Origin of the sequence: Streptococcus timonensis (assembly GCF_900095845.1) — a bacterium.
Classification (GTDB): Bacteria; Bacillota; Bacilli; order Lactobacillales; family Streptococcaceae; genus Streptococcus; species Streptococcus timonensis.
The window spans coordinates 273963-296140 of sequence record NZ_FMIX01000004.1; the positions used below are offsets into that span (position 1 = coordinate 273963).

The following is a 22178-nucleotide window of genomic DNA, read 5'->3' on the forward strand; positions in this document are numbered from 1 at the left end:
GAAAAGGAGCCACTAGAATGAAAATCAGAATTGACATTCCGCATCACCCTTATGAAATTCAGATTGAAAAAGGATGCCTATCTCAAGCAGGAAAATGGTTGAGAGAACTTTGGCAACCACAAAAAGTTGTTATCGTAACGGATAACCGTGTGGCTTCTCTCTATGCAGAAAAAGTAAAACTCAGTATTGAGGCTGCTGGTTTTCAAGTGGCGATTTTTGACTTTTTAGAAGGTGAAGAAAGAAAGAACCTAACAACTGTTCAGAAAGTCTACGAATTTTTAGTTAAACAAGGCTTAACTCGTAGTGATGGTATCGTTGCCCTCGGTGGTGGAGTTGTTGGAGATTTAGCTGGCTTCGTAGCCTCCACCTATATGAGAGGGATTCATTTCGCTCAAATTCCGACTAGTTTAACAGCCCAGGTTGATTCTTCTATTGGTGGTAAGACAGGAGTTAACACTTCCTTTGCAAAAAATATGGTGGGGACATTTGCCCAGCCAGATGGAGTCTTGATTGATCCACTTGTCCTTGAGACTTTGGGGAAAAGAGAATTGATTGAGGGAATGGGTGAGGTCATCAAGTATGGCTTAATCGAGGATATAGAACTATGGAATCTTCTGATAGAAATGGATGGTTCTGTGGAAAGCATTTTGGAACATTCAGAGAGATTGATTGAGCATTCTTGCAAAGTGAAGCGCAAGATGGTAGTTGAAGATGAATTGGACAATGGCATTCGTCTCTATCTAAACTTTGGTCACACAATCGGCCATGCTATTGAGGCAACTGCTGGCTATGGACATGTCATGCACGGTGAGGCAGTAGCTATGGGAATGGTTCAGGTCTCTAAGGTAGCAGAAGAAAAAGGACTTATGCCAGCTGGAATAACTCAGTCTATCCGAGAAATGTGTCTGAAGTTTGGATTGCCGGTCGAGTACGAAAATTGGGAACTTGACAAGCTTTATCAGGCTTTGACTCATGACAAAAAAGCGCGTGGGAATACCATGAAGTTAGTCTTGGTACCTGAGCTTGGTTCAGCGACGATTCACCCAGTTTCTCTCGAAGAAATGAAAGAATACTTGGTAAAATAAGGAGAAGGTATGAGATATTTAACTGCAGGAGAATCACACGGACCGCGTCTGACAGCTATTATAGAAGGAGTTCCTGCTGGTCTTCCTTTGACTGCAGAGGACATCAATGAGGATCTTAAGCGACGTCAAGGTGGCTACGGCCGCGGTGGACGCATGAAGATTGAGAGTGATCAGGTTGTCTTTACTTCTGGAGTTCGCCATGGTAAGACGACAGGTGCTCCTATTACCATGGATGTCATTAATAAAGACCACCAAAAATGGCTGGATATCATGTCTGCTGAGGATATCGAAGACCGGCTTAAAAGCAAACGAAAAATCACTCATCCTCGCCCAGGTCACGCAGATTTGGTCGGGGGGATCAAATACCGTTTTGATGACCTGCGAAATTCTTTGGAACGCTCATCTGCCCGTGAAACGACTATGCGGGTAGCAGTTGGAGCAGTAGCCAAGCGGCTTTTAGCTGAGCTTGATATCGAAATTGCTAACCATGTTGTTATCTTTGGTGGTAAAGAAATTGATGTTCCAGAAAACTTAACAGTCGCAGAGATTAAGAAACTAGCTGCCCAGTCAGAAGTTTCTATCGTTAATCAAGAACGTGAGCAAGAAATCAAGGATTATATTGACCAAATCAAGCGTGATGGAGATACCATTGGTGGAGTTGTAGAAACAGTTGTTGGTGGTGTTCTGGTTGGTCTTGGTTCCTATGTTCAATGGGATCGAAAGCTAGATGCTAGACTAGCTCAAGCAGTTGTATCTATCAATGCCTTTAAAGGTGTGGAGTTTGGTCTTGGTTTTGAGGCTGGTTACCGTAAAGGAAGCCAAGTTATGGATGAAATTATCTGGTCTAAAGAAGATGGGTATACCCGTCGGACTAATAACCTTGGTGGTTTCGAAGGTGGTATGACCAATGGTCAGCCCATTGTCGTTCGAGGTGTCATGAAACCCATTCCAACCCTATATAAACCATTGATGAGTGTGGATATCGAAACCCACGAGCCTTATAAGGCAACCGTGGAGAGAAGTGATCCAACTGCTCTTCCTGCAGCTGGGGTAGTTATGGAAGCAGTAGTTGCAACTGTCTTAGCTCAGGAAATTCTAGAAAAATTCTCATCTGATAATCTAGAAGAGTTAAAAGAGGCAGTGGTTAAACACCGTGAATACACGAAGAACTTTTAAGGAGTTCCTATGTCAAAAACCATCTATATTGTAGGTCTTGGCTTGATAGGGGCCTCAATGGCTTTGGGAATTAAACGAGATCATCCCGATTATGAAATTTTAGGATACAATCGAAGCAAGCCTTCAAGAGATATTGCATTGGAGCGAGGAATGATTGACCGTGCGACTGATGACTTTGCCAGTTTCGCTCCCTTAGCGGATATCATCATTCTGACATTACCTATCAAACAAACCATTGCTTTTATCCAGGAGTTGGCAAGTTTGGGCTTGAAAGAAGGCGTTCTTATCTCGGACGCAGGCTCGACCAAGTCAGCTATTGTGAACGCAGCGGAGGAGAATTTTGTAGGGAAGTCTGTTCGATTTATAGGTGGGCATCCCATGGCAGGGAGCCATAAGACAGGTGCTGCCTCAGCCGATGTCAATCTCTTTGAAAATGCCTACTATATCTTTACTCCATCTAGTCTGACAACTTCAGATACGCTCGAAGAAATGAAGAGTCTGCTTTCAGGTCTACATGCTTGTTTTATCGAGATTGACGCTGAGGAGCATGACAAGGTAACCTCTCAAGTAAGCCATTTTCCTCACATATTGGCCTCTGGTTTAATGGAGCAGACGGCCCTTTATGCTCGAGAACATGAGCTGGCTGGACGTTTTGCTGCGGGTGGTTTTAGAGATATGACTCGAATTGCTGAGAGTGAACCAGGTATGTGGACCTCTATTCTTTTGTCCAATAGAGAGACAATAATAGAGCGGATAGAGGATTTTAAGGGACGTTTGGATGAGATAAGTCAGGCAATCAGAGACGAAGACGAGAGTCAGATTTGGAATTTTTTCAATCAAGCGCGTGAACAACGACAGGCTATGGAAATTCATAAACGTGGAGGAGTTGATAGTTCTTATGATCTTTTTGTAGATATTCCTGATGAGGAAGATGTGATTTTGCGCATCTTAGAATTACTTAGAGGAACTTCACTAGTTAATATCCACATCAATGAAGAAAATCGTGAAGATATTCATGGGATTCTACAAATTTCATTTAAAAATGCTCAGGACTTGGAAAGAGCTGAGCATGTGATTACAGAAAATACTGACTACACAGTAGTCATCAAATAAGGAGAAAATCATGTCAAATATTTATGATAGTGCAAACGAACTAAGTCGCGGATTGCGCGAATTACCTGAATACAAGGCTGTTAAGGAAGCAAAAGATGCTATCCAAGCAGATGCAGAAGCTAATAAAATTTTCGAGGATTATATTGCCTTCCAACAAGAAATTCAATTCATGGCACAAACTGGACAAATGCCAGATGCATCTTTCCAAGGGAAAATGGATTCTATTAGCAAGCAGATTGAAGGGAACGATCTAGTCTCAAGTTTCTTTAACAAACAACAACAACTGTCTATTTATCTATCAGATATTGAACGAATTGTTTTTGAACCGATTTCAGAATTGCTAAAATAACAAACTTATTTTGTTTATGATTTATCGGTATTTTCTCAATCGTATTTTTATTATCGATAACTACTGTATAAGCTAGAATTATTAGCCTGGTCTGTTTAATAATGACTGTGGGAATGATTGTCTTTACTAATAATCAAAATGCAAAACAAATTTGAAGGTTTCTAACTATAGAGCTGAGTTAATTGGAACAGAGAAAGATGCAAAGTTTGTCCCTGAAATCAATTTAACTGGTTAGTCTTGTGGGGGATCTCCTATGAAAAAGTTAATTTTACTCTTAATTATCCCTTTATTCTTTTTTATGCCGCTAGTGGCGGCTAATATGGTTATTCCCGATCGGCCTTTAAATGGTATATACGATCCTAATGGTTATTTAACCACTAGTGTTGCAGAAACGTTAGAGAGTATGAATGCTGGAAGTGAAACCCAAGTAGGTATTTACATTGTAGATACCCTAGACGGTTCCAGTATCGAAGAGGTAGCCAATGAGGTTGCACGCAAATGGAAAATTGGGAAACAAGATTCCAACAGTGGAATTTTAATCGCTATTGCTATAAAGGATAGGAAGTTTCGTATTGAAACATCCAACGAAGCAGCAATTTGGCTACCTGACTCGAAGGCCAGTTCTTTACTAAATGATTCGAAGCCTTACATGAAAGAAGGGAAATATACTGATGCTCTTAACAGAATTCTAGTAGGCATTTCTAAAGCAGAGTCTAGAAAAGCTGAAATCATAAACAAGAAGGAGAATAAGAATACTCGGCTTCCAAAAAGCTTAAAATACATAGCAATAATTTTGGGAATCCTTAAGATAGGCCTTAAGTACATGCCGTTAATTTTCTTGGTTTATGCACTTTTAGCAATTTGGTTCCATTACTTAAATAGATGCCGCTTTTCTAAGTATGAGTATGAGGGAAAGGGTAAGCTGTATCCAGATTTTCCTGACTTTGTACCTAACGATACGTGGACTGAAGAACGTAAATCTGACTATAAAAAAAATAAGCGTTTAATTAGGTCTCAGTATAACTACGCAGGATATAACAAACTATATCCAGACTCAAAAGGTTTTCTACCTAATGATACTTGGACTGCATTACTGATAGAAGCATACTACGCAGAAGTTGAAAGAAAGCAACTAGATAGGCTGAACCGCTCTCAATACTCTTATAATGGGAAGGGAAAACTCTATCCAAACGATAAAGATTTTGTGAAGAATGCTTCTTGGACTTCCGAGCTCAAAAAAAGCTACTATGCTTCACAAAGGGTACAGTCAAGTTCTTATGGTAGATTAGATTCTTCTACATCTAGATATGATACTGGTAGTTCTAGTTCATCTTGGTCTTCTGATGATTGGGATGGCGGAGGATTTGATGGTGGTGGATCTTCAGATAGCTGGTAAATTGAAAGTGAAAAAGAATTGCTATTAAAAAGCTTCAGGTTGAAATACATCAAAAAGGTAAAAGTGTATTGAAAAAATATTATTAACTATCATAAAGTCAGGAATTTTTAAGAAATTTCTGACTTTTTATGATAAAATAAAAAAAGTATTGTCAGTATGAGGTCTAGTATGAAGTTAAAAACAACTATTAGCCACTTGAACGGCTCTATTCGAGTACCAGGTGATAAGTCAATTAGTCATCGATCTATTATTTTTGGAAGTTTGGCTGAGGGTCAGACCAAGGTTTATGATATTTTGCGAGGAGAAGATGTCCTTTCGACCATTCAAGTTTTCCGTGACCTTGGTGTTGAGATTGAGGATAAAGATGGTGTCATTACCATTCAAGGTGTTGGAATGGAGGGATTAAAAGCTCCTAAAAATGCTTTAGATATGGGGAATTCTGGCACCTCTATTCGTCTGATTTCGGGTGTTCTTGCTGGTGCAGAATTTGAAGTGGAGATGTTTGGAGATGACAGTCTTTCAAAACGTCCTATGGACCGTGTGACCCTTCCCTTGAAAAAAATGGGAGTCAGCATTTCTGGTCAAACAGAGCGAGAATTGCCACCGTTGCAGTTGAAAGGAACGAAAAACTTAAGATCTATTCAATACAAATTGCCTATCGCCTCTGCTCAAGTCAAATCGGCCTTGATTTTTGCAGCTTTGCAGGCTCAAGGTCAATCAGTCATTCTTGAGAAAGAATGCACACGTAATCACACAGAAGATATGCTGCGTCAATTTGGTGGGGACTTGACTGTAGATGGCAAGAGAATAACAATCAATGGACCACAAAAATTGACAGGTCAAAATGTGATAGTTCCAGGAGATATTTCTAGTGCAGCCTTTTGGCTGGTCGCTGGTTTAATTGTACCAAATTCTCGAGTGGAACTTAAGAACGTTGGTATCAACGAAACACGCACAGGGATTCTTGATGTTATTCGAGCTATGGGTGGAAGGTTGGAGATTACTGAAATCGATCCAATAGCTAAATCAGCAACCCTATCTGTTGAAACTTCAGACCTAAGAGGAACAGAGATTGGTGGGTCATTGATTCCACGCCTGATAGATGAATTACCTATTATCGCCCTCCTTGCAACGCAAGCAGAGGGAGTGACGATTATCAAAGATGCTGAAGAACTCAAAGTCAAAGAGACAGACCGTATTCAGGTTGTTGCAGACGCCTTAAATAGCATGGGTGCTGACATCACTCCTACAGAGGATGGAATGATTATCAAGGGGCAGTCTACTCTTCACGGAGCTAGAGTCAATACCTTTGGTGACCATCGTATCGGGATGATGACGGCTATTGCAGCTCTTTTAGTCCCAGATGGAGAAGTAGAACTTGACCGCGCAGAAGCTATCAATACTAGCTACCCAGGCTTTTTCAATGATTTGGAGACTCTGATTCATGGCTAAAGTATTGCTAGGATTTATGGGAGCAGGGAAGTCAACCATTGCTAGAGGGCTAGATCCTGATTTTGTGGATATGGATGTTGTGATTGAGCAAGGTATTGGAATGCCCATAGCCGATTTTTTTAAAGTAAAAGGGGAAGCAGCCTTACGTAAGGTGGAGTCAGAAATTTTAGATGATTTGCTAAAAACAGATTTAGTCATTTCAACTGGTGGAGGAGTGGTTGTTTCTTCGAGAAATCGAGAATTGCTGAAGAAAAATGCCGATAATATCTACCTAAAAGCTGATTTTGAAACTCTTTATCAACGGATCGCGAGTGATAAGGAAAATCAACGCCCACTATTTTTAAATAATAGCAAGGAGGCTTTGGCTGCGATTTTTAAAGAAAGACAAGCTTGGTATGAAGAAGTGGCTAGTCAGGTTGTAGATGTAGCAACATTAAGTCCAGAAGAAATTATAGAGGAACTGAGATGAAAATTGCCTATCTAGGTCCCAAGGGATCTTTTTCGCACCATGTTGTGCAAACGGCTTTTCCCCACGAGGAACTAGAGCCATTTTCAAATATCACAGATGTCATCAAGGCTTACGAACAGGGCTTGGTTGATTATTCTGTTGTCCCAGTTGAAAATTCCATTGAAGGAAGTGTCCATGAGACCTTAGACTATCTCTATCATCAAGCGAAAATTCAGGCTGTTGCAGAGATAGTACAACCGATTCAACAACAGTTAATGGCTGTTTCTGGGCATTCAACCATCAAAAAAATATTTTCTCATCCGCAGGCACTTGCACAAGGAAAAAAATATATCGACCAGCACTTTCCAAATGCTGAATTAGAAGTAACAGCAAGTACAGCTTATGCAGCTAGATTTGTCTCAGAACATCCAGATCAACCTTTTGCAGCTATTGCTCCGAGAAATTCTGCTGATGAATATGGTTTAGAATTGATTGCTGAAGATATCCAAGAGATGGAAGCTAATTTTACTCGTTTTTGGGTCTTAGGTGCACAATTACCGGAGATAGCTTTGCAGTTCTCAACAGAAAAAATGAGTCTGGCAGTTACCTTACCAGACAATTTACCTGGCGCTCTTTATAAGGCGCTCTCTACCTTTGCTTGGCGAGGAATAGACTTGACAAAGATTGAGAGTCGCCCCCTTAAAACTGCTCTTGGTGAATACTTCTTTATTATTGATGTTGATTATAGAGATAAAGATTTAGTTCATTTTGCAAGAGAAGAATTAGAAACTATTGGAATCCAATATAAAATTTTGGGAGCTTACCCTATTTATACTATACAGGATAAAGGAAAGGAGAATCTATGACTAGAGAAAATCCTCTATCTCATCATGAAAATCTACGCTATGATTATCTCTTGAAAAATATTCATTATTTAAATGAAAAGGAACGGATAGAATTTGATTTTTTGCATAGTAAACTAGAAGGTCAGCAGAAAGTTTCTGAGATTAAACCCTACGAAGAGTTAGAGGAGCTACTTCAGCAAACCAATAATATTGGCCTTCCAAGTTATGGAAATCGTAGTCGTAGTTCTCGCCATAAAGTTCCCAAGCAAAAAATTAAGAAAGTAAAAGAAAAGAAAGAAAAAGTCAAGAAACCTAAGAAACAACGTCGTTTCTCTTTTAAGCGTTTGCTCGCTTGGATTTTTACAATTTTACTTTTTGTAGCAATAGGGATGACTCTTATGTTTTTAAAAGGTTTTCAGTCAAGGGAAGATAATAAGCTAAAAGATGCCAAAGCTGCTCAGGTTGAAGTCTTCAATGGACAAGATACGCGTGATGGGGTTAATATTCTGATTTTGGGTACGGATGGCCGAATTGGACAGAATAGTGCAGAAACACGGACAGACTCGATTATGGTTTTGAATGTCAGTGGTAAGGATAAAAAAATTAAACTTGTTAGTTTTATGCGAGATAACTTAGTCTATATCGATGGTTATAGCCAAGTTATTGATGGTCAGAGACAAGCCGATCATAAATTGAATCTGGCATATGAATTGGGAGAGCAGGAAGGAAAACAAGGAGCTGAGAGAGTACGTAAAGTTCTCAAGGATAATTTTGACTTGGATATCAAATATTACGCTCTTGTAGATTTCCAAGCCTTCGCTACTGCAATTGATACTCTTTTCCCAGATGGAGTTACCATCGATGCGCAATTCTCAACCTTAAATGGTGTCCCAGTCACAGAAGCTACTGTAGGTGATGATCTACATGCGACTGCAACTGAATCTCCAACCCAAACTATTCGAGCTGGTAAGCAACAAATGAATGGTTCTACATTACTTAACTATGCTCGTTTCCGTGATGATGATGAAGGTGATTACGGTAGAACACGGAGACAGCAACAGGTTATGTCAGCAATCTTGCAACAAATTAAGGACCCAACAAAACTATTCACTGGTTCAGAAGCTCTTGGGAAAGTATTTTCTATGACGTCAACAAACATTCCGTATACTTTCTTACTAACTAATGGCTTGTCTATTTTAGATGGAGCTCAAAATGGTATTGAGAGAGTAACAGTACCAGAACTTGGTGATTGGCAAGACGAATTTGATGTTTACGGTGGTCAAGCCCTTCGTGTAGATCAAAACGCTTATAAGAATAAGCTTGCCCAAATGGGATTGAGATAAAAAATATAGTAAAATCAAAGCTAATGCATCTATTATGATAGGTGATTGGGCTTTGATTTTTCTTATGAACGGATAAGATAATAGGCACTTTTTATGGTATAATAGAATGATACAATTCTACAGAAGAGGATATGAAATAGATGAGTGATTTAAAGGCAATTCAGGCTCGTAGTCTGGAAATGGCTGAATATTTTGTCGAATTTTGTAAAGAACATGATTTACTCTGCTATTTGTGTGGCGGAGGAGCCATTGGCGCCCTTCGTAATAAGGGCTTCATCCCTTGGGATGATGATTTAGATTTTTTTATGCCACGAAAGGACTATGAAAAACTAGCAGAGTTATGGCCTCAATATGCGGATGAGCGTTACTTCCTATTAAAGAGTTCTAAAGACTATGTAGACCGTAACCTCTTTATTACCATTCGCGATAAGGAGACGACTTGTATCAAGCCTTATCAACAAGATTTGGATCTTCCACACGGATTGGCTTTGGATGTTCTTCCCTTGGACTACTACCCTAAACATCCAGCAGAGCGCAAGAAACAGGTCCGCTGGGCCTTGATTTATTCTCTATTTTGTGCGCAAACTATTCCAGAAAAACACGGAGCAGTCATGAAATGGGGAAGTACAATTCTACTTGGTATGACACCCAAATCTCTACGATACCAAATCTGGAAAAAAGCTGAGAAAGAAATGACTAAGTATGGACTTTTTGAAAGTGATGGCATTACAGAATTATGTTCAGGCCCTGGTTATATGAAAAATAAATATCCAATTCAGGCTTTTGAAGACAACATTTTCCTACCATTCGAAGGAACAGAAATGCCTATTCCGGTTGGTTATGATGCTTATCTTAGCATTGCCTTTGGTGATTATATGACACCACCTCCGGCTGAAAAGCAAGTCCCTCATCACGATGCCGTCATAGCTGATATGGATAAGAGTTATAGAGAATATATGGGAGAATATGGTGGATAAGAAGAAAATTCTATTTTTTATGTGGTCTTTCTCTCTAGGTGGAGGTGCGGAAAAAATCTTATCAACGATTGTTTCAAACTTAGATCCGGAAAAGTATGATATTGATATCCTCGAAATAGAACATTTTGGCAAAGGATATGAACCTGTACCTGACAATGTGAGAATTTTAAAAGCCTTTCAAGATTATCGCCAACCAAGATGGTTAAGAGCGATTTTGTGGAGATTGAGAATTTATTTCCCAAGATTGACAAGACGATTACTTGTAAAAGATCAATATGATGTAGAAGTCTCCTTTACCATTATGAATCCTCCTCTTTTATTTTCTAAACGCCAAGAAGTGAAGAAGATTTCTTGGATTCATGGAAGTATTGAGGAATTTTTAAAAGATAGGTCGAAGCGAGATTCTCATAGACGACAATTGGATGCTGCTCATACTATAGTAGGAATTTCAAAGAAGACCAACAATTCTATTAAGGAAGTTTATCCAGATTACTCACAGAAATTAACAACAGTCTATAATGGTTACGATTTTGAAAGTATTGTCAAAAAATCAAAAGAGAAGCTAGCTATTGAGATTGCTCCTAAGAGTATCTGCACCATTGGGCGTATTGAAGAAAATAAGGGTTCTGATCGTGTTGTGGAAGTCATACGACTTTTGCACAAGCAAGGAAAGAAATACCACCTCTACTTTATAGGAGTCGGAGATATGGAAGTGGAACTGAAAAAAAGGATTCAAGAATACCAACTTGAAGACTATATTCACTTTTTGGGGTATCAAAAGAATCCGTACAAGTATCTTTCTAAGATGCAAGTTCTTTTATCCATGTCAAAACAGGAAGGTTTTCCTGGGGTCTATGTTGAAGCCTTGAGTCTTGGAGTTCCCTTTGTATCTACTGAAGTAGGCGGTGCAGAGGAATTATCTCAGGAAGGACGATTTGGTAAAATCATTGATAGCAATCAAGAAGCCGCTCAAGCGATTGATAACTACATGACAGCTGTATCAACCTTTGATGCCAATGAGGCCAACCAATTTATTCAGCAATTTACAATTGCTAAACAAATTGAACAAGTAGAAAAACTACTAGAGGAGTAGCATGGAAACTACATTAATTAGTGTCATTGTTCCTGTTTATAATGTGGCGCAATATCTTGAAAAATCAATAGCATCCATTCAGCAACAAACCTATCAAAATCTCGAAATCATTCTCGTTGATGATGGTTCTACAGATGAAAGCGGTCGCTTATGCGAACAAATTGCTGAGCAAGATGAAAGAGTTTTGGTCTATCACAAGGAAAACGAAGGTTTATCACAAGCTCGGAATGATGGATTGAAGCAAGCCCAAGGAGACTTTGTTATTTTTATAGACTCGGATGATTACATTCATCCTGAAATGATTACTAGCTTATATCAACAAATAGTGAAAGAAGATGCGGATGTTTCCAGTTGTGGTGTTATGAATGTATATGCCAATAGCGAGAGTCCACAGTCTGAAAACCAGGATGATTATTTTGTATGTGATACCGAAACATTCCTTAAAGAGTATTTAATTGGTGAGAAAATACCAGGAACTATTTGTAATAAACTTATCAAAAAGGAAATTGCGGCACAGTTAACTTTCCCAAAAGGCTTGATTTATGAAGATGCCTATTATCATTTTGATCTAGTTAAAGTAACTAAAAAGTATGTTGTTAATACTAAGCCATACTATTACTATTTCCATCGAGGAGATAGTATTACCACCAAACCATATGCGGAAAAAGACTTAGCTTACATTGATATTTATCAAAAATTTTATACTGAAGTTATTAAGGAATATCCAAACTTAACAGAAGTAGCTTTCTTTAGATTAGCATATGCTCATTTCTTCATACTTGATAAGATGCTTCTAGATGAGAATTTCAAAGAGTTTAAAGACTATCCAAGGATTTATAGATATTTGAAACAACATACCTTAGCTATTTTTAAGAATGACATTTTTAGAAAAGGGAGACGTATTAGTGCTTTAGCACTTTTTGTAAATGTAAGATTGTATAGAATATTGTTGCTAAAAAATATTGAGCAATCGAAAAAAATTAATTAGAAAAGGAGGGCAGAGATGATTGATGGCAAACGAATGTTGCTAACGGTTACGATTCTAAGCTATATCGTAACCATAATAAGCGGAATCAGTTATTTGTTCACCAGCAACAATGTAGGACTTTTGACAACTTTGCTTTTGCTCTTAATTAGCAGTCTGCTACTTTGCTGGAATAACATCAAATATTATTTGATTCACTTTATATTTTTTATCACGATTTTTATATTTTTGGTATCCAGACCCACCATCGATTATTTCAGAGATGGAGCACTTGATACTTACCAACCAATTGCTTATCAATTTGCTTTCCTAGTTGTTATTGTATCTATTTTAGGATTGACTTTAGGGGGATTGATAGCGAATTATTATCTTTCTCGAAAAAGCAAAGCTCCTGTAAGAGTGGAAAAACAATCGAATGTCAATTATGTAAAAAAACTACGCTTCGTTTCATTGAGTGTATTTCTACTCACCTATCCATTTTATTTCCTTAGACTATTTGAGCGCTTGCTATACCGTTTGCAAACTTCTTATTACAATTATTATGCAAATTTTGAAAGTCAATTGCCCTACTTTACCTATATCTTATCGACTTTCATGGTTTATGCCATGTGTGTTTACTTAGCAACCAAACCTAAAAAGTCACATGCGACAATGGTTTTAGTTGCCTATATCGCGGCTAACTTGATTCACTTAGTAATTGGTACCAGAAATCCCTTTATTCTAAGTTTGATTTTTGCCTTTGTTTACTACTTTATGCGTGAACAAACGGAGAAAGGTAAATGGATCGGTTTCAAAGAAAAAATGGCTATTTATCTTGGAACACCTATTCTCATGCTTGCGATGGGAGCATTAAACTATGTTCGTGATAACGCTCAAGTATCCCATAGTGGAGTTTTTGATTTATTACTCGATTTCATTTATAAACAAGGAACTAGTTTTGGAGTTTTAGCGAGAGGATTCTTGTACAATAGTAGTCTTCCTTATAGAGACTTCCGAAATTTCACTTTTGGTCCGATTGTTGACTATTTTGCAAGAGGAAGTATCGGAATCATATTTGGTGCCAAACCATTTGAACATACGACAAATAGTATTGAACTAGCGATTGACAGTAATAGTTATGCCCACAATCTGTCTTATCTTGTTCTAAATAAAGAATATTTAAGAGGCCATGGTATTGGAAGTAGTTATATCATGGAATTGTATACTGATTATGGTATGTTGGGACTATTTCTACTAAGTATCTTACTTGGTATGCTCTTTATAGCTATGTTGCAAGTGGCATATCGCTCAAGAACAATCTTATTTGCATTATCTTTGCTAATCTTGAATAATTTATTCTTTATGCCTAGAAGTAGTTTTTCAGAGAGTTTCTTTAATCTTTTTACAATGCAATTCTGGGGAATTGTTCTTATTATCATTTTCGTTGCAAAAATGCTTACAAAAGAAAATCATCACTTAATAAAAAAAGGGGAAATACATGTTTGAACATTATTCTGTAGCTGATTTGTTCGCAAATCTTTATAAAAAACGTAAAGTGAATTTGCTAGCTTTACTAGCCTTATTTGCTCTCATAGCTGTACCATTTACTTTAAAAGCTGTTAAAAATAAAAATACAGTCAAAGATTCTACTAGTTATTCTACTTATATCACCTATAAGATAACTGCTCCAGAAACATCATCAAAAACAATTTTGAATCATCAAGTTGGTGGCTATAGTGACTTCTATGCAAAACTAATTGATGGTAATCTCAATGGTGCCTTTCTTTTCAATGATGTTGATTCTGATAAGATGAAAGAAATTGCAAAAGATTTAGATACCACAGAAACAGCATTAAAAAATTCTTCAAGTGACTATTGGACAAAAAAATTAACAATCAACCCATTAATTGATGATGCAGGTGTAACTGTTAAAATTTTAACTCCAAGCAAGGAAGTAAATGATTTCCTCGAAAGTAAGTTCGATTCATTGATTGACAAATTCAAGTCCACCTATACAGACGTTAAAATCGAAAAACTTGAAACAGTTAACTCAAAAGAATTAACTCCAAATGAAGAAGTTGCTCTCGGTTTTAACTTGAAAAATCTAATTTTACGCTTAGTGATTATCGGCATTCTATGCGTCATCTTGGTTATCTTAGCAAATGTTCTAGTATATCTTTTCAATCCAACTATTAATCGTGCAGGTGATTTTTCAGCTTATCAAGTAGACTTCGTTTCAACTATTACCACTGTTGAAAATCTTTCTGAACTATTGAGTTACAAGTGTAAAGGTCAACCACTAGCAATCGTAAGTTCAGATAATCGTATTTTGAAAAAACTACAGGCAGACTACAATTTGGATATTGAAGGAGTCCAGTTTGTTGATTTGCAGAATATAAAAAGTATATTAGGGATAGATAATATCTTATTTGTAGAAGAATACGGTGTCACTCGTTATAAGAAATTTGAAGAAAGTATGCAAGAAGTGAGAAATCTAAATCGTTCTGTTTTGGGAGTTATAGCTTTTGCACTTTAATATTATATAAAGTCGATCCGATAATAAAAATAGGACTCAAAGAGTCCTCTTTTTATTTTATAATTATATAAGTTTTAGAAATGGTTTCCCCAGTCAAAAAGGCTTTTTAATGTAGTTTATGATATAATAAATCAACGAGGTAAATTGAATGAAAAGTATAAAATTAAATGCCCTGGCTTTTATGGGAATTCGTGTTTTAAATATTATTTTCCCAATTTTGACAGGTACATATGTTGCTCGTGTTTTGGATCGAACTGACTATGGTTATTTCAACTCTGTTGATACCATTCTTTCTTTTTTCTTGCCCTTTGCAACCTATGGAGTCTATAACTACGGACTTCGAGCTATTAGTAATGTAAAAGATAATAAGAAGGAATTAAATAAAGTCTTTTCAAGTCTTTTTTATTTATGTGTAGCTTGTACAATTATTACAAGTGTTGTCTATCTTTTATCGTATCCTTTATTCTTTAATAGTAATCCGGTTATTAAAAAAATATTTTTGGTAATGGGAGTTCAACTCATAGCTCAGATTTTCTCAATAGAATGGGTTAATGAAGCTCTTGAAAATTACAGTTTTTTATTTTATAAAACAGCCTTCATCCGCATTCTCATGCTAGTATCCATCTTTTTGTTTGTGAAAAATGAGCATGATATTGTTATCTATACACTGATTATGAGTCTTTCAACTCTAATCAATTATCTCATTAGTTATTTTTGGATTAAAAGGGATATCAAGTTCGTAAAGGTTTCATTGGAAGAATTTAAACCTCTCTTCTTACCTCTGACAGCCATGCTAATCTTTGCTAATGCCAATATGCTATTTACCTTTCTTGATCGTCTCTTTTTGGTAAAAACTGGAGTTGATGTAAATGTCAGTTATTATACGATGGCACAACGGATTGTAACGGTTATCGCAGGTGTTATTACCGGGGCAATTGGAGTTAGTGTTCCTCGCTTGAGTTATTACATCGGAATAGGAAAAAAAGAAGAATATATAAATTTAGTGAATCGTGGAAGTCGTATTTTCAATTTCTTTATCATTCCTCTTAGTTTTGGTTTAATGATTTTAGGACCTCAAGCTATACTTTTATATGGGAGTGAAAAGTATATTGGTGGGGCAAATCTAACCTCTATATTTGCAGTTCGTACGATTATTCTTGCCCTAGATACTATTTTAGGATCACAAATCCTTTTTACAAATGGATTTGAAAAAAGAATCACAGTTTATACAGTTTTTGCGGGTATTTTGAACCTAATTATGGATAGTTTACTTTATTTTAATAATATTATTACACCGGAGTATTATTTGATTACTACTATGTTATCGGAAAGCTTTCTACTAATACTTTATGCTATCTTTATTCATAAGAGACAACTAATTAGTTTAAGACACATCTTCAAATATACTGTACGTTATTCTCTTTTCGCATTGACCTTTGTTCCAATCTACTTTTTAGTTAATTTCATCTATCCGGTTAAAATGGTCATTAATCTACCTTTCTTAATCAATATGTTGATTATCATGGTCTTATCAGCTCTTAGTTATATTGGCCTGCTGGTGTGGACAAAAGATAGTATCTTTTATGAATTTTTAGGCCATTTTATTTCACTAAAGAGACGGATAAAAAAATCTTAGGAGGTATAAATGAGACTGCTTAGCATTGACGAAGCAAAACAGATTGAACTTGAGATTTTAGCTTTCATCGACTCGTTTTGTAAAAAAAATAATATTGACTACTTTATTAATTATGGAACATTGATTGGAGCTATTCGTCACAAAGGTTTTATTCCTTGGGACGATGATATAGATATCTCTATGACACGTGAAAACTACGAACGCTTTATTCAGTTATTTAAAAGAGAACAATCTAAATATAAGATTTTAACGTTGGAAACTGATGAGAGATACTATAATAACTTTATTAAGGTTGTAGATTCGACAACGAGAATAGTGGATAATCGAAATACAAAAACATATGATTCTGGAATTTTCATTGATATTTTTCCAATAGATTCTTTCAACGACACTAAAGTTATCGATGTTTGTTATAAGCTGGAAAGCTTTAAATTATTGTCCTTCAGTAAGCACAAGAATATTGTTTATGGAGATAGCAAGTTAAAAGACTTGATTCGTACTTTCTTCTGGTTTATGCTTCGTCCAATATCTCCACGTTATTTTGCAAATCAAATTGAAAAGCAAATTCAAAAGTATAGTGTGAAAGATGGTAAATATATTGCCTTTATTCCTTCCAAGTTTAAGGAAAAAGAAGTCTTTTCAAAAGAAGTTTTTGAAGATTTGTTTGAAGTTCCTTTTGAACATCTGACGCTTCCGGCACCGAAACAATACGACGCTGTTTTAAAACAGTATTATGGTGATTATATGACTCTTCCACCAAAAGAAAAACAGTTTTATAGTCACGAATTTGAAGCCTATAAATTGGAGGATTAAATGCAGTACTTAGAAAAAAATGAAATTAAAGAAATTCAACTAGGTATTTTGGACTATGTTGATGAAATTTGCAAAAAAAATAATATTTCTTATTTCCTCAGCTATGGAACTATGTTGGGAGCTGTTCGCCATAAAGGAATGATTCCTTGGGATGATGATATCGATATTTCGCTGTATAGAAAAGACTATGAGCGTCTATTAAAAGCAATTGAGGAAGACCAACATCCTGTTTATCGAGTCCTTTCCTACGATACCTCTTCATGGTACTTTCACAATTTTGCTGCTGTTCTAGATACATCAACAGTGATTGAAGACAACGTAAAGTATAAGCGCCATGATACTAGTTTGTTTATTGATGTCTTTCCAATCGATCAATTCTCAGATTTAAGTATCGTTGATAAGAGTTATAAATATGTTGCCTTGCGTCAACTTGCCTATATTAAAAAAGAGCGTGCTGTTCATGGAGATAGCAAATTAAAAGATTTTCTTCGCTTGTGTACCTGGTATCCTCTTAGACTTGTTAATCCGAGATATTTCTATAAGAAAATTGATCAATTGGTTAAAAAAAGTGTGACAGAAAATCCTGCTTATGAAGGAGCTATTGGAGTTGGAAAAGAAAAAATGAAAGAAGTCTTTCCGGCGGGAACTTTTAAAGAGCTAATTTTGACAGAGTTTGAAGGAAGGATGTTGCCAATTCCTAAAAACTTTGATGACTTTCTAACACAAATGTATGGTGATTACATGACTCCGCCATCAACAGAAATGCAGGAGTGGTATAGCCATAGTATAAAGGCTTATAGAAAATAATCGTTCAAACTTTTACAAATAGAAATTTTAACAGAATATTTAATTAAATAAAGGGAAGTATAATTTATATGAAAAATTTAAAGATAAAAAATCTAATATTATACAGTTCTCTTCTATATACCTTAGTGATACTATCTTTTTCAAAACCAGTTTTTGCTGATACTATTTCTACTGGTGGAGGTAATAAGATTCATTTTATTAATTTGAAATCAAAGTCAGGAAGTGATGCTATTCTCTTAGAAAGCAATGGACATTTTGGTTTAATTGATATGGGTGAAGACTATGATTTTCCAGATGGAAGTAATCCACTCTATCCAGATCGTTGGGGAATTAGTAGGGCGAATGAAGATACAATAGAGGACAGACTTTTCCGACATTTAAAACAAGTTGGTGTTAAAAAATTAGATTTTATTTTAGGAACCCATGTTCATAGCGATCATATTGGTACTGCAGATGAAGTTTTAAAACGTTACCCTGTTGACAGATTTTATCTCAAAAAATATTCAGACGAACGTATTACAACACAGTGGAGATTGTGGGATAATCTCTATAACTATGATAATGCAGTGAGAACAGCTCTAGAACGTGGTGTAACTCTTATTCAAGATATCTCTGATCAGGATAGTCATTTTAAATTGGGTAATATGGATATCCAACTATACAATTATAAAAATGAGTATGGTCCTGATGGGAAATTAAAAAGAGTCTATGATGATAACTCTAACTCAATTGTTGCAGTAGTGAATGTAGCTGGTAAGAAAATCTATCTAGGTGGAGACTTAGATAATGATCAGGGCGCTGAAGATAGATTAGGTCCTGTAATTGGTAAAGTAGATATGATGAAATGGAATCATCATTATGATGCCACAATTTCAAACACAGTTAACTTTATTGAAAATTTGTCACCTAGCATAGTTGTTCAAACAAGTGGGGCAGATATCAATCGTCAATCAACTACTAATTTGCTCCGAGAAAAAAATATACAAACTATTAAGGCTTATAGTAAAACCAAGGATGCGACTGTATTTGAAATCAGCGATAGTGGTTTTTCAAATGTATCAGACTCTTTCCCTGATATTCCTACAGTATCTGAAAAGTGGTATAAGGAAGATGGCTACTGGAAATATCGTCTATCTGATGATCAAATGGCTATCGGATGGAAAAAAATTAATGGAGTCTACTATTTCTTTAATGGACAAGGTCAAATGCAAGCTGATATGTGGCTTCATCTGAAAGATTCTAAAGAAAAAATAGATGGAAACTGGTACTACCTCAACAAAGATGGAAGTATGCAGGAATCAGGTTGGTTTAAACATGATGGGACTTGGTACTATATCACATGGTCTGGTGCAAGAACATACAATGAACTAGTTGAAATAGGCGGTAAAAAATACCTATTTGATAAAGATGGGAAAATGCTTACTGGCTCACAAGTCTTTTATGGTAAGAAAATGTTTTTTGCAAGTAGCGGAGCTTTAGAGACAGATGGGACAGGCTCTGGTTGGAAAAAGATTGAATCAAACTGGTACTACTTTGATGAAGAAGGAAAACAAATAGTTGGTAAAAAGGAAATCAATGGATTAACCTACTACTTTGATAATAAGGGAGTTATGCAAACAGGTTGGGCCTTGATTGAAGGGCATTGGAATTATTTTGCAAGTTCTGGTGCGATGAAAACAGGCTGGATCAAGGATAAAGATACTTGGTATTACTTAGATAAAGAAGGTATCATGCAAACCGGTCTAAAAGAAATCGAAGGTACTCGCTATTATCTAAATGCAAGTGGAGCTATGCAAATAGGCTGGGCTTTTATTGAAGGACACTGGAAGTATTTTGCAACTTCTGGCGCCATGCAAACAGGTTGGCTAAAAGAACAGGGTCTTTGGTACTATCTAGATAAAGAAGGTATCATGCAAACAGGCCCCCAAGAAATCGAAGGTACTCGCTATTATCTAAATGCAAGTGGAGTTATGCAAACGGGTTGGAAATGGTTTGATAATCATTATAGTTACTTCACAAGCAGTGGAGCGATGAAGACAGGTTGGCTTAAAGAAAATAGACTTTGGTACTACCTTGATACTGAAACTGGTCAGATGGTTACAGGAATCCATAAAGTAAATGATGAAACTTACTATTTTGATGCTAATGGGGCGATGCAGACTGACTGGAAACAACTTGACGGTAAATGGTATTACTTCCAAGCAGATGGTTCACTTCTAAGAAATGGCACAACACCTGATGGCTACAAGGTTAATGCAGAAGGAGTTTGGACAACAAGTAAATCTGATGAAACGACTAAAGAGACGAAACTTGAACACAAACAGGGCAAAGTCACTGAAACAACTCAGGTTGTTACAAAAGAGACCAATACCGAGACAAACTCTTCTGTCGTAATTGAAAAAAATCAGGCTCCAGAGCCAGTATTAGAAACAACTGAAGAAAAGAATTAGTTAATCCTTAGGTGTTATCTGATATTTAAAATAAAGAAAAACACCTCTAAAATATGGCTAGACCAGCTTAATTTTAAAGGTGTCTCTTTATTTTTTGAAAAAATCTTTAAAATCTAGTATAATAGATAGAACTGAAAGTATGAGGTTACTAGATATGAAAATGAAACAAATCAGTGATACCACACTAAAAATTACCATGTCTTTAGAAGATTTGATGGATAGGGGAATGGAAATTGCGGATTTTCTTGTTCCACAAGAAAAAACGGAAGAATTCTTTTATGCTATCTTGGATGAGTTAGAGATGCCAGACAGTTTCTTGGATACAGGGATGCTCAGTTTTCGAGTGACTCCTAAACCTGACAAAGTCGATGTCTTTGTGACCAAGTCTAAGATTGACCAAAATTTGGATTTTGAGGATTTGTCAGATCTTCCGGATATGGAAGAATTATCAAAAATGTCTCCAGATGAGTTTTTGAAAACTTTAGAAAAAACTTTAGCAGAGAAAACAAAAGATGACATTGAAGCTATTCAGTCTTTGGAACAGGTTGAAAAAGAAGAGGAAGAAAGCGAAGAAGATGTAGAGGAGGCTTCGGATATCCATGAAGAGTCTACTAAAGAACCCTACATCTACTATATCCTCCAATTTGACAATTTAACAAGCTTAGTCTCTTTCTCAAAGACAGTAAATTTTGAGATGGAAACATCAGAACTCTATAAGATGAATAATCAGTATTACTTAACGATCTTAGTAGATATTGAAAATCATCCTAAACCATACCCTGCCTGGCTATTAGCTCGAATGAGAGAGTATGCTGATGACAGTGATTTAAGTCGTTCAGTATTGCAGGAGTATGGCCAAGTCTTAATTAACCATGATGCCGTGCAAGGACTACAAAAAATATAATAAGAATAAAGAAGCAGAGAATGACTGATCTCTGCTTTTTAATTTTCTCATATATTTTAGATATAATTAGAGCTGAAAAGTTTTTAAGAATTAAGGTGAAATGAGATAAAAATTGTCGTCAAAATACGCATACATTATAGGCTTTAGAAAGTTATCTTATTTGCATCACATATCTTGCTATAATGCTGAAAAAACGGTATGATAGAATGATGTAAGTGAGGTGAACTATGGACCAAGTAAGGATACAAAGAGAGGTAGAGGAAATCCTTGAGGATGTACTAGCTAAAGCTTGTCTGCATGAAGGCTCTATCTTCGTTTTAGGACTTTCTTCTAGTGAAGTGTTAGGAGGACATATTGGAAAAGCCTCCAGTCAAGAAATTGGGGAACTAATTGTCGAAAAGATTTTAAACATCCTATCATCTAAAGGGATCCATCTAGCAGTTCAGGGATGTGAACATGTCAATCGAGCCTTGGTTGTGGAACGAGAGGTTGCTATCAAACACAATCTCGAAATTGTGAGTGTACTACCTACATTACATGCCGGAGGTTCTGGACAATTGGCGGCCTTTCGGTATATGAAAGATCCAGTTGAAGTCGAATTTATAAAAGCAGATGCGGGTCTAGATATTGGTGACACTTCTATAGGCATGCATGTCAAACATGTTCAGGTGCCTATTCGACCAATTTTGAAAGAGATTGGTCAAGCTCATGTAACTGCACTTGCTAGTCGTCCCAAGCTTATTGGAGGAGCGCGTGCTCAATACCCACAAGATTATATTAGGAAATTGTAA

Annotated in this window: 20 protein-coding genes; all 20 read left to right on the plus strand. The window is 36.4% G+C overall.

All coding sequences use genetic code 11. The annotated features are described in order from the left end of the window. Window positions 1–17: 17 nt before the first annotated feature. Window positions 18–1085: a 3-dehydroquinate synthase gene (aroB, locus tag BQ2679_RS04610; RefSeq protein ID WP_075566717.1), complete on the plus strand. Its 1068-nt coding sequence runs from the start codon at window positions 18–20 to the stop codon at window positions 1083–1085. Between the two features lie 9 nt (window positions 1086–1094). Beyond that, the gene (aroC, locus tag BQ2679_RS04615; protein ID WP_075566719.1) at window positions 1095–2261 is read left to right on the plus strand and encodes a chorismate synthase; all 1167 of its coding nucleotides are present in this window, start codon (window positions 1095–1097) and stop codon (window positions 2259–2261) included. Window positions 2262–2270: 9 nt separating this feature from the next. Beyond that, window positions 2271–3374 (plus strand): prephenate dehydrogenase, encoded by a 1104-nt coding sequence (locus tag BQ2679_RS04620; protein ID WP_075566725.1) that lies wholly within the window; start codon window positions 2271–2273, stop codon window positions 3372–3374. A gap of 10 nt (window positions 3375–3384) precedes the next feature. Further along, window positions 3385–3723 carry a YlbF/YmcA family competence regulator gene (locus BQ2679_RS04625; RefSeq protein WP_075566727.1) on the plus strand — a complete coding sequence of 113 codons (339 nt, stop codon included), beginning with the start codon at window positions 3385–3387 and terminating at the stop codon, window positions 3721–3723. A gap of 253 nt (window positions 3724–3976) precedes the next feature. After that, window positions 3977–5119 (plus strand): TPM domain-containing protein, encoded by a 1143-nt coding sequence (locus BQ2679_RS04630; RefSeq protein WP_075566729.1) that lies wholly within the window; start codon window positions 3977–3979, stop codon window positions 5117–5119. 168 nt (window positions 5120–5287) lie between these two features. Beyond that, window positions 5288–6571, plus strand: a complete 1284-nt coding sequence (gene aroA, locus BQ2679_RS04635; RefSeq protein WP_075566731.1) for a 3-phosphoshikimate 1-carboxyvinyltransferase — start codon at window positions 5288–5290, stop codon at window positions 6569–6571. Beyond that, window positions 6564–7040: a shikimate kinase gene (locus tag BQ2679_RS04640; RefSeq protein WP_075566733.1), complete on the plus strand. Its 477-nt coding sequence runs from the start codon at window positions 6564–6566 to the stop codon at window positions 7038–7040. The genes aroA and BQ2679_RS04640 overlap by 8 nt, the downstream gene beginning before the upstream one ends. Further along, window positions 7037–7885, plus strand: a complete 849-nt coding sequence (gene pheA, locus BQ2679_RS04645; protein WP_075566734.1) for a prephenate dehydratase — start codon at window positions 7037–7039, stop codon at window positions 7883–7885. The genes BQ2679_RS04640 and pheA overlap by 4 nt, the downstream gene beginning before the upstream one ends. Then, a complete protein-coding gene (locus tag BQ2679_RS04650; RefSeq protein WP_075566737.1) occupies window positions 7882–9207 on the plus strand; it encodes an LCP family protein in 1326 nt (441 codons plus the stop codon). The genes pheA and BQ2679_RS04650 overlap by 4 nt, the downstream gene beginning before the upstream one ends. A 140-nt stretch (window positions 9208–9347) precedes the next feature. Then, window positions 9348–10184 carry a LicD family protein gene (locus BQ2679_RS04655; protein WP_075566739.1) on the plus strand — a complete coding sequence of 279 codons (837 nt, stop codon included), beginning with the start codon at window positions 9348–9350 and terminating at the stop codon, window positions 10182–10184. Then, entirely contained in the window at window positions 10174–11277 is a 1104-nt protein-coding gene (locus BQ2679_RS04660; protein ID WP_075566741.1) for a glycosyltransferase, read from the plus strand. The genes BQ2679_RS04655 and BQ2679_RS04660 overlap by 11 nt, the downstream gene beginning before the upstream one ends. Before the next feature lies 1 nt (window position 11278). Next, the gene (locus tag BQ2679_RS04665) at window positions 11279–12265 is read left to right on the plus strand and encodes a glycosyltransferase family 2 protein (RefSeq protein WP_075566743.1); all 987 of its coding nucleotides are present in this window, start codon (window positions 11279–11281) and stop codon (window positions 12263–12265) included. Window positions 12266–12280: 15 nt separating this feature from the next. Continuing rightward, window positions 12281–13747, plus strand: a complete 1467-nt coding sequence (locus tag BQ2679_RS04670) for an O-antigen polysaccharide polymerase Wzy family protein (RefSeq protein WP_075566744.1) — start codon at window positions 12281–12283, stop codon at window positions 13745–13747. Next, on the plus strand, window positions 13740–14777 hold the full coding sequence (gene tarQ, locus BQ2679_RS04675; protein WP_075566746.1) for a teichoic acid biosynthesis protein TarQ: 1038 nt from the start codon (window positions 13740–13742) through the stop codon (window positions 14775–14777). The genes BQ2679_RS04670 and tarQ overlap by 8 nt, the downstream gene beginning before the upstream one ends. A gap of 148 nt (window positions 14778–14925) precedes the next feature. Continuing rightward, on the plus strand, window positions 14926–16413 hold the full coding sequence (locus tag BQ2679_RS04680; RefSeq protein ID WP_075566748.1) for an oligosaccharide flippase family protein: 1488 nt from the start codon (window positions 14926–14928) through the stop codon (window positions 16411–16413). A gap of 9 nt (window positions 16414–16422) precedes the next feature. Continuing rightward, window positions 16423–17226 carry a LicD family protein gene (locus BQ2679_RS04685; protein WP_075566751.1) on the plus strand — a complete coding sequence of 268 codons (804 nt, stop codon included), beginning with the start codon at window positions 16423–16425 and terminating at the stop codon, window positions 17224–17226. Then, window positions 17227–18033: a LicD family protein gene (locus tag BQ2679_RS04690; protein WP_075566753.1), complete on the plus strand. Its 807-nt coding sequence runs from the start codon at window positions 17227–17229 to the stop codon at window positions 18031–18033. Window positions 18034–18101: 68 nt separating this feature from the next. Beyond that, window positions 18102–20483: an MBL fold metallo-hydrolase gene (locus BQ2679_RS04695; protein WP_075566755.1), complete on the plus strand. Its 2382-nt coding sequence runs from the start codon at window positions 18102–18104 to the stop codon at window positions 20481–20483. Between the two features lie 154 nt (window positions 20484–20637). Further along, window positions 20638–21387, plus strand: coding sequence for an adaptor protein MecA (mecA, locus tag BQ2679_RS04700; protein ID WP_075566757.1), 750 nt, complete (start codon window positions 20638–20640; stop codon window positions 21385–21387). A 227-nt stretch (window positions 21388–21614) separates the two neighbouring features. Beyond that, window positions 21615–22178 carry a TIGR01440 family protein gene (locus tag BQ2679_RS04705; protein ID WP_075566759.1) on the plus strand — a complete coding sequence of 188 codons (564 nt, stop codon included), beginning with the start codon at window positions 21615–21617 and terminating at the stop codon, window positions 22176–22178.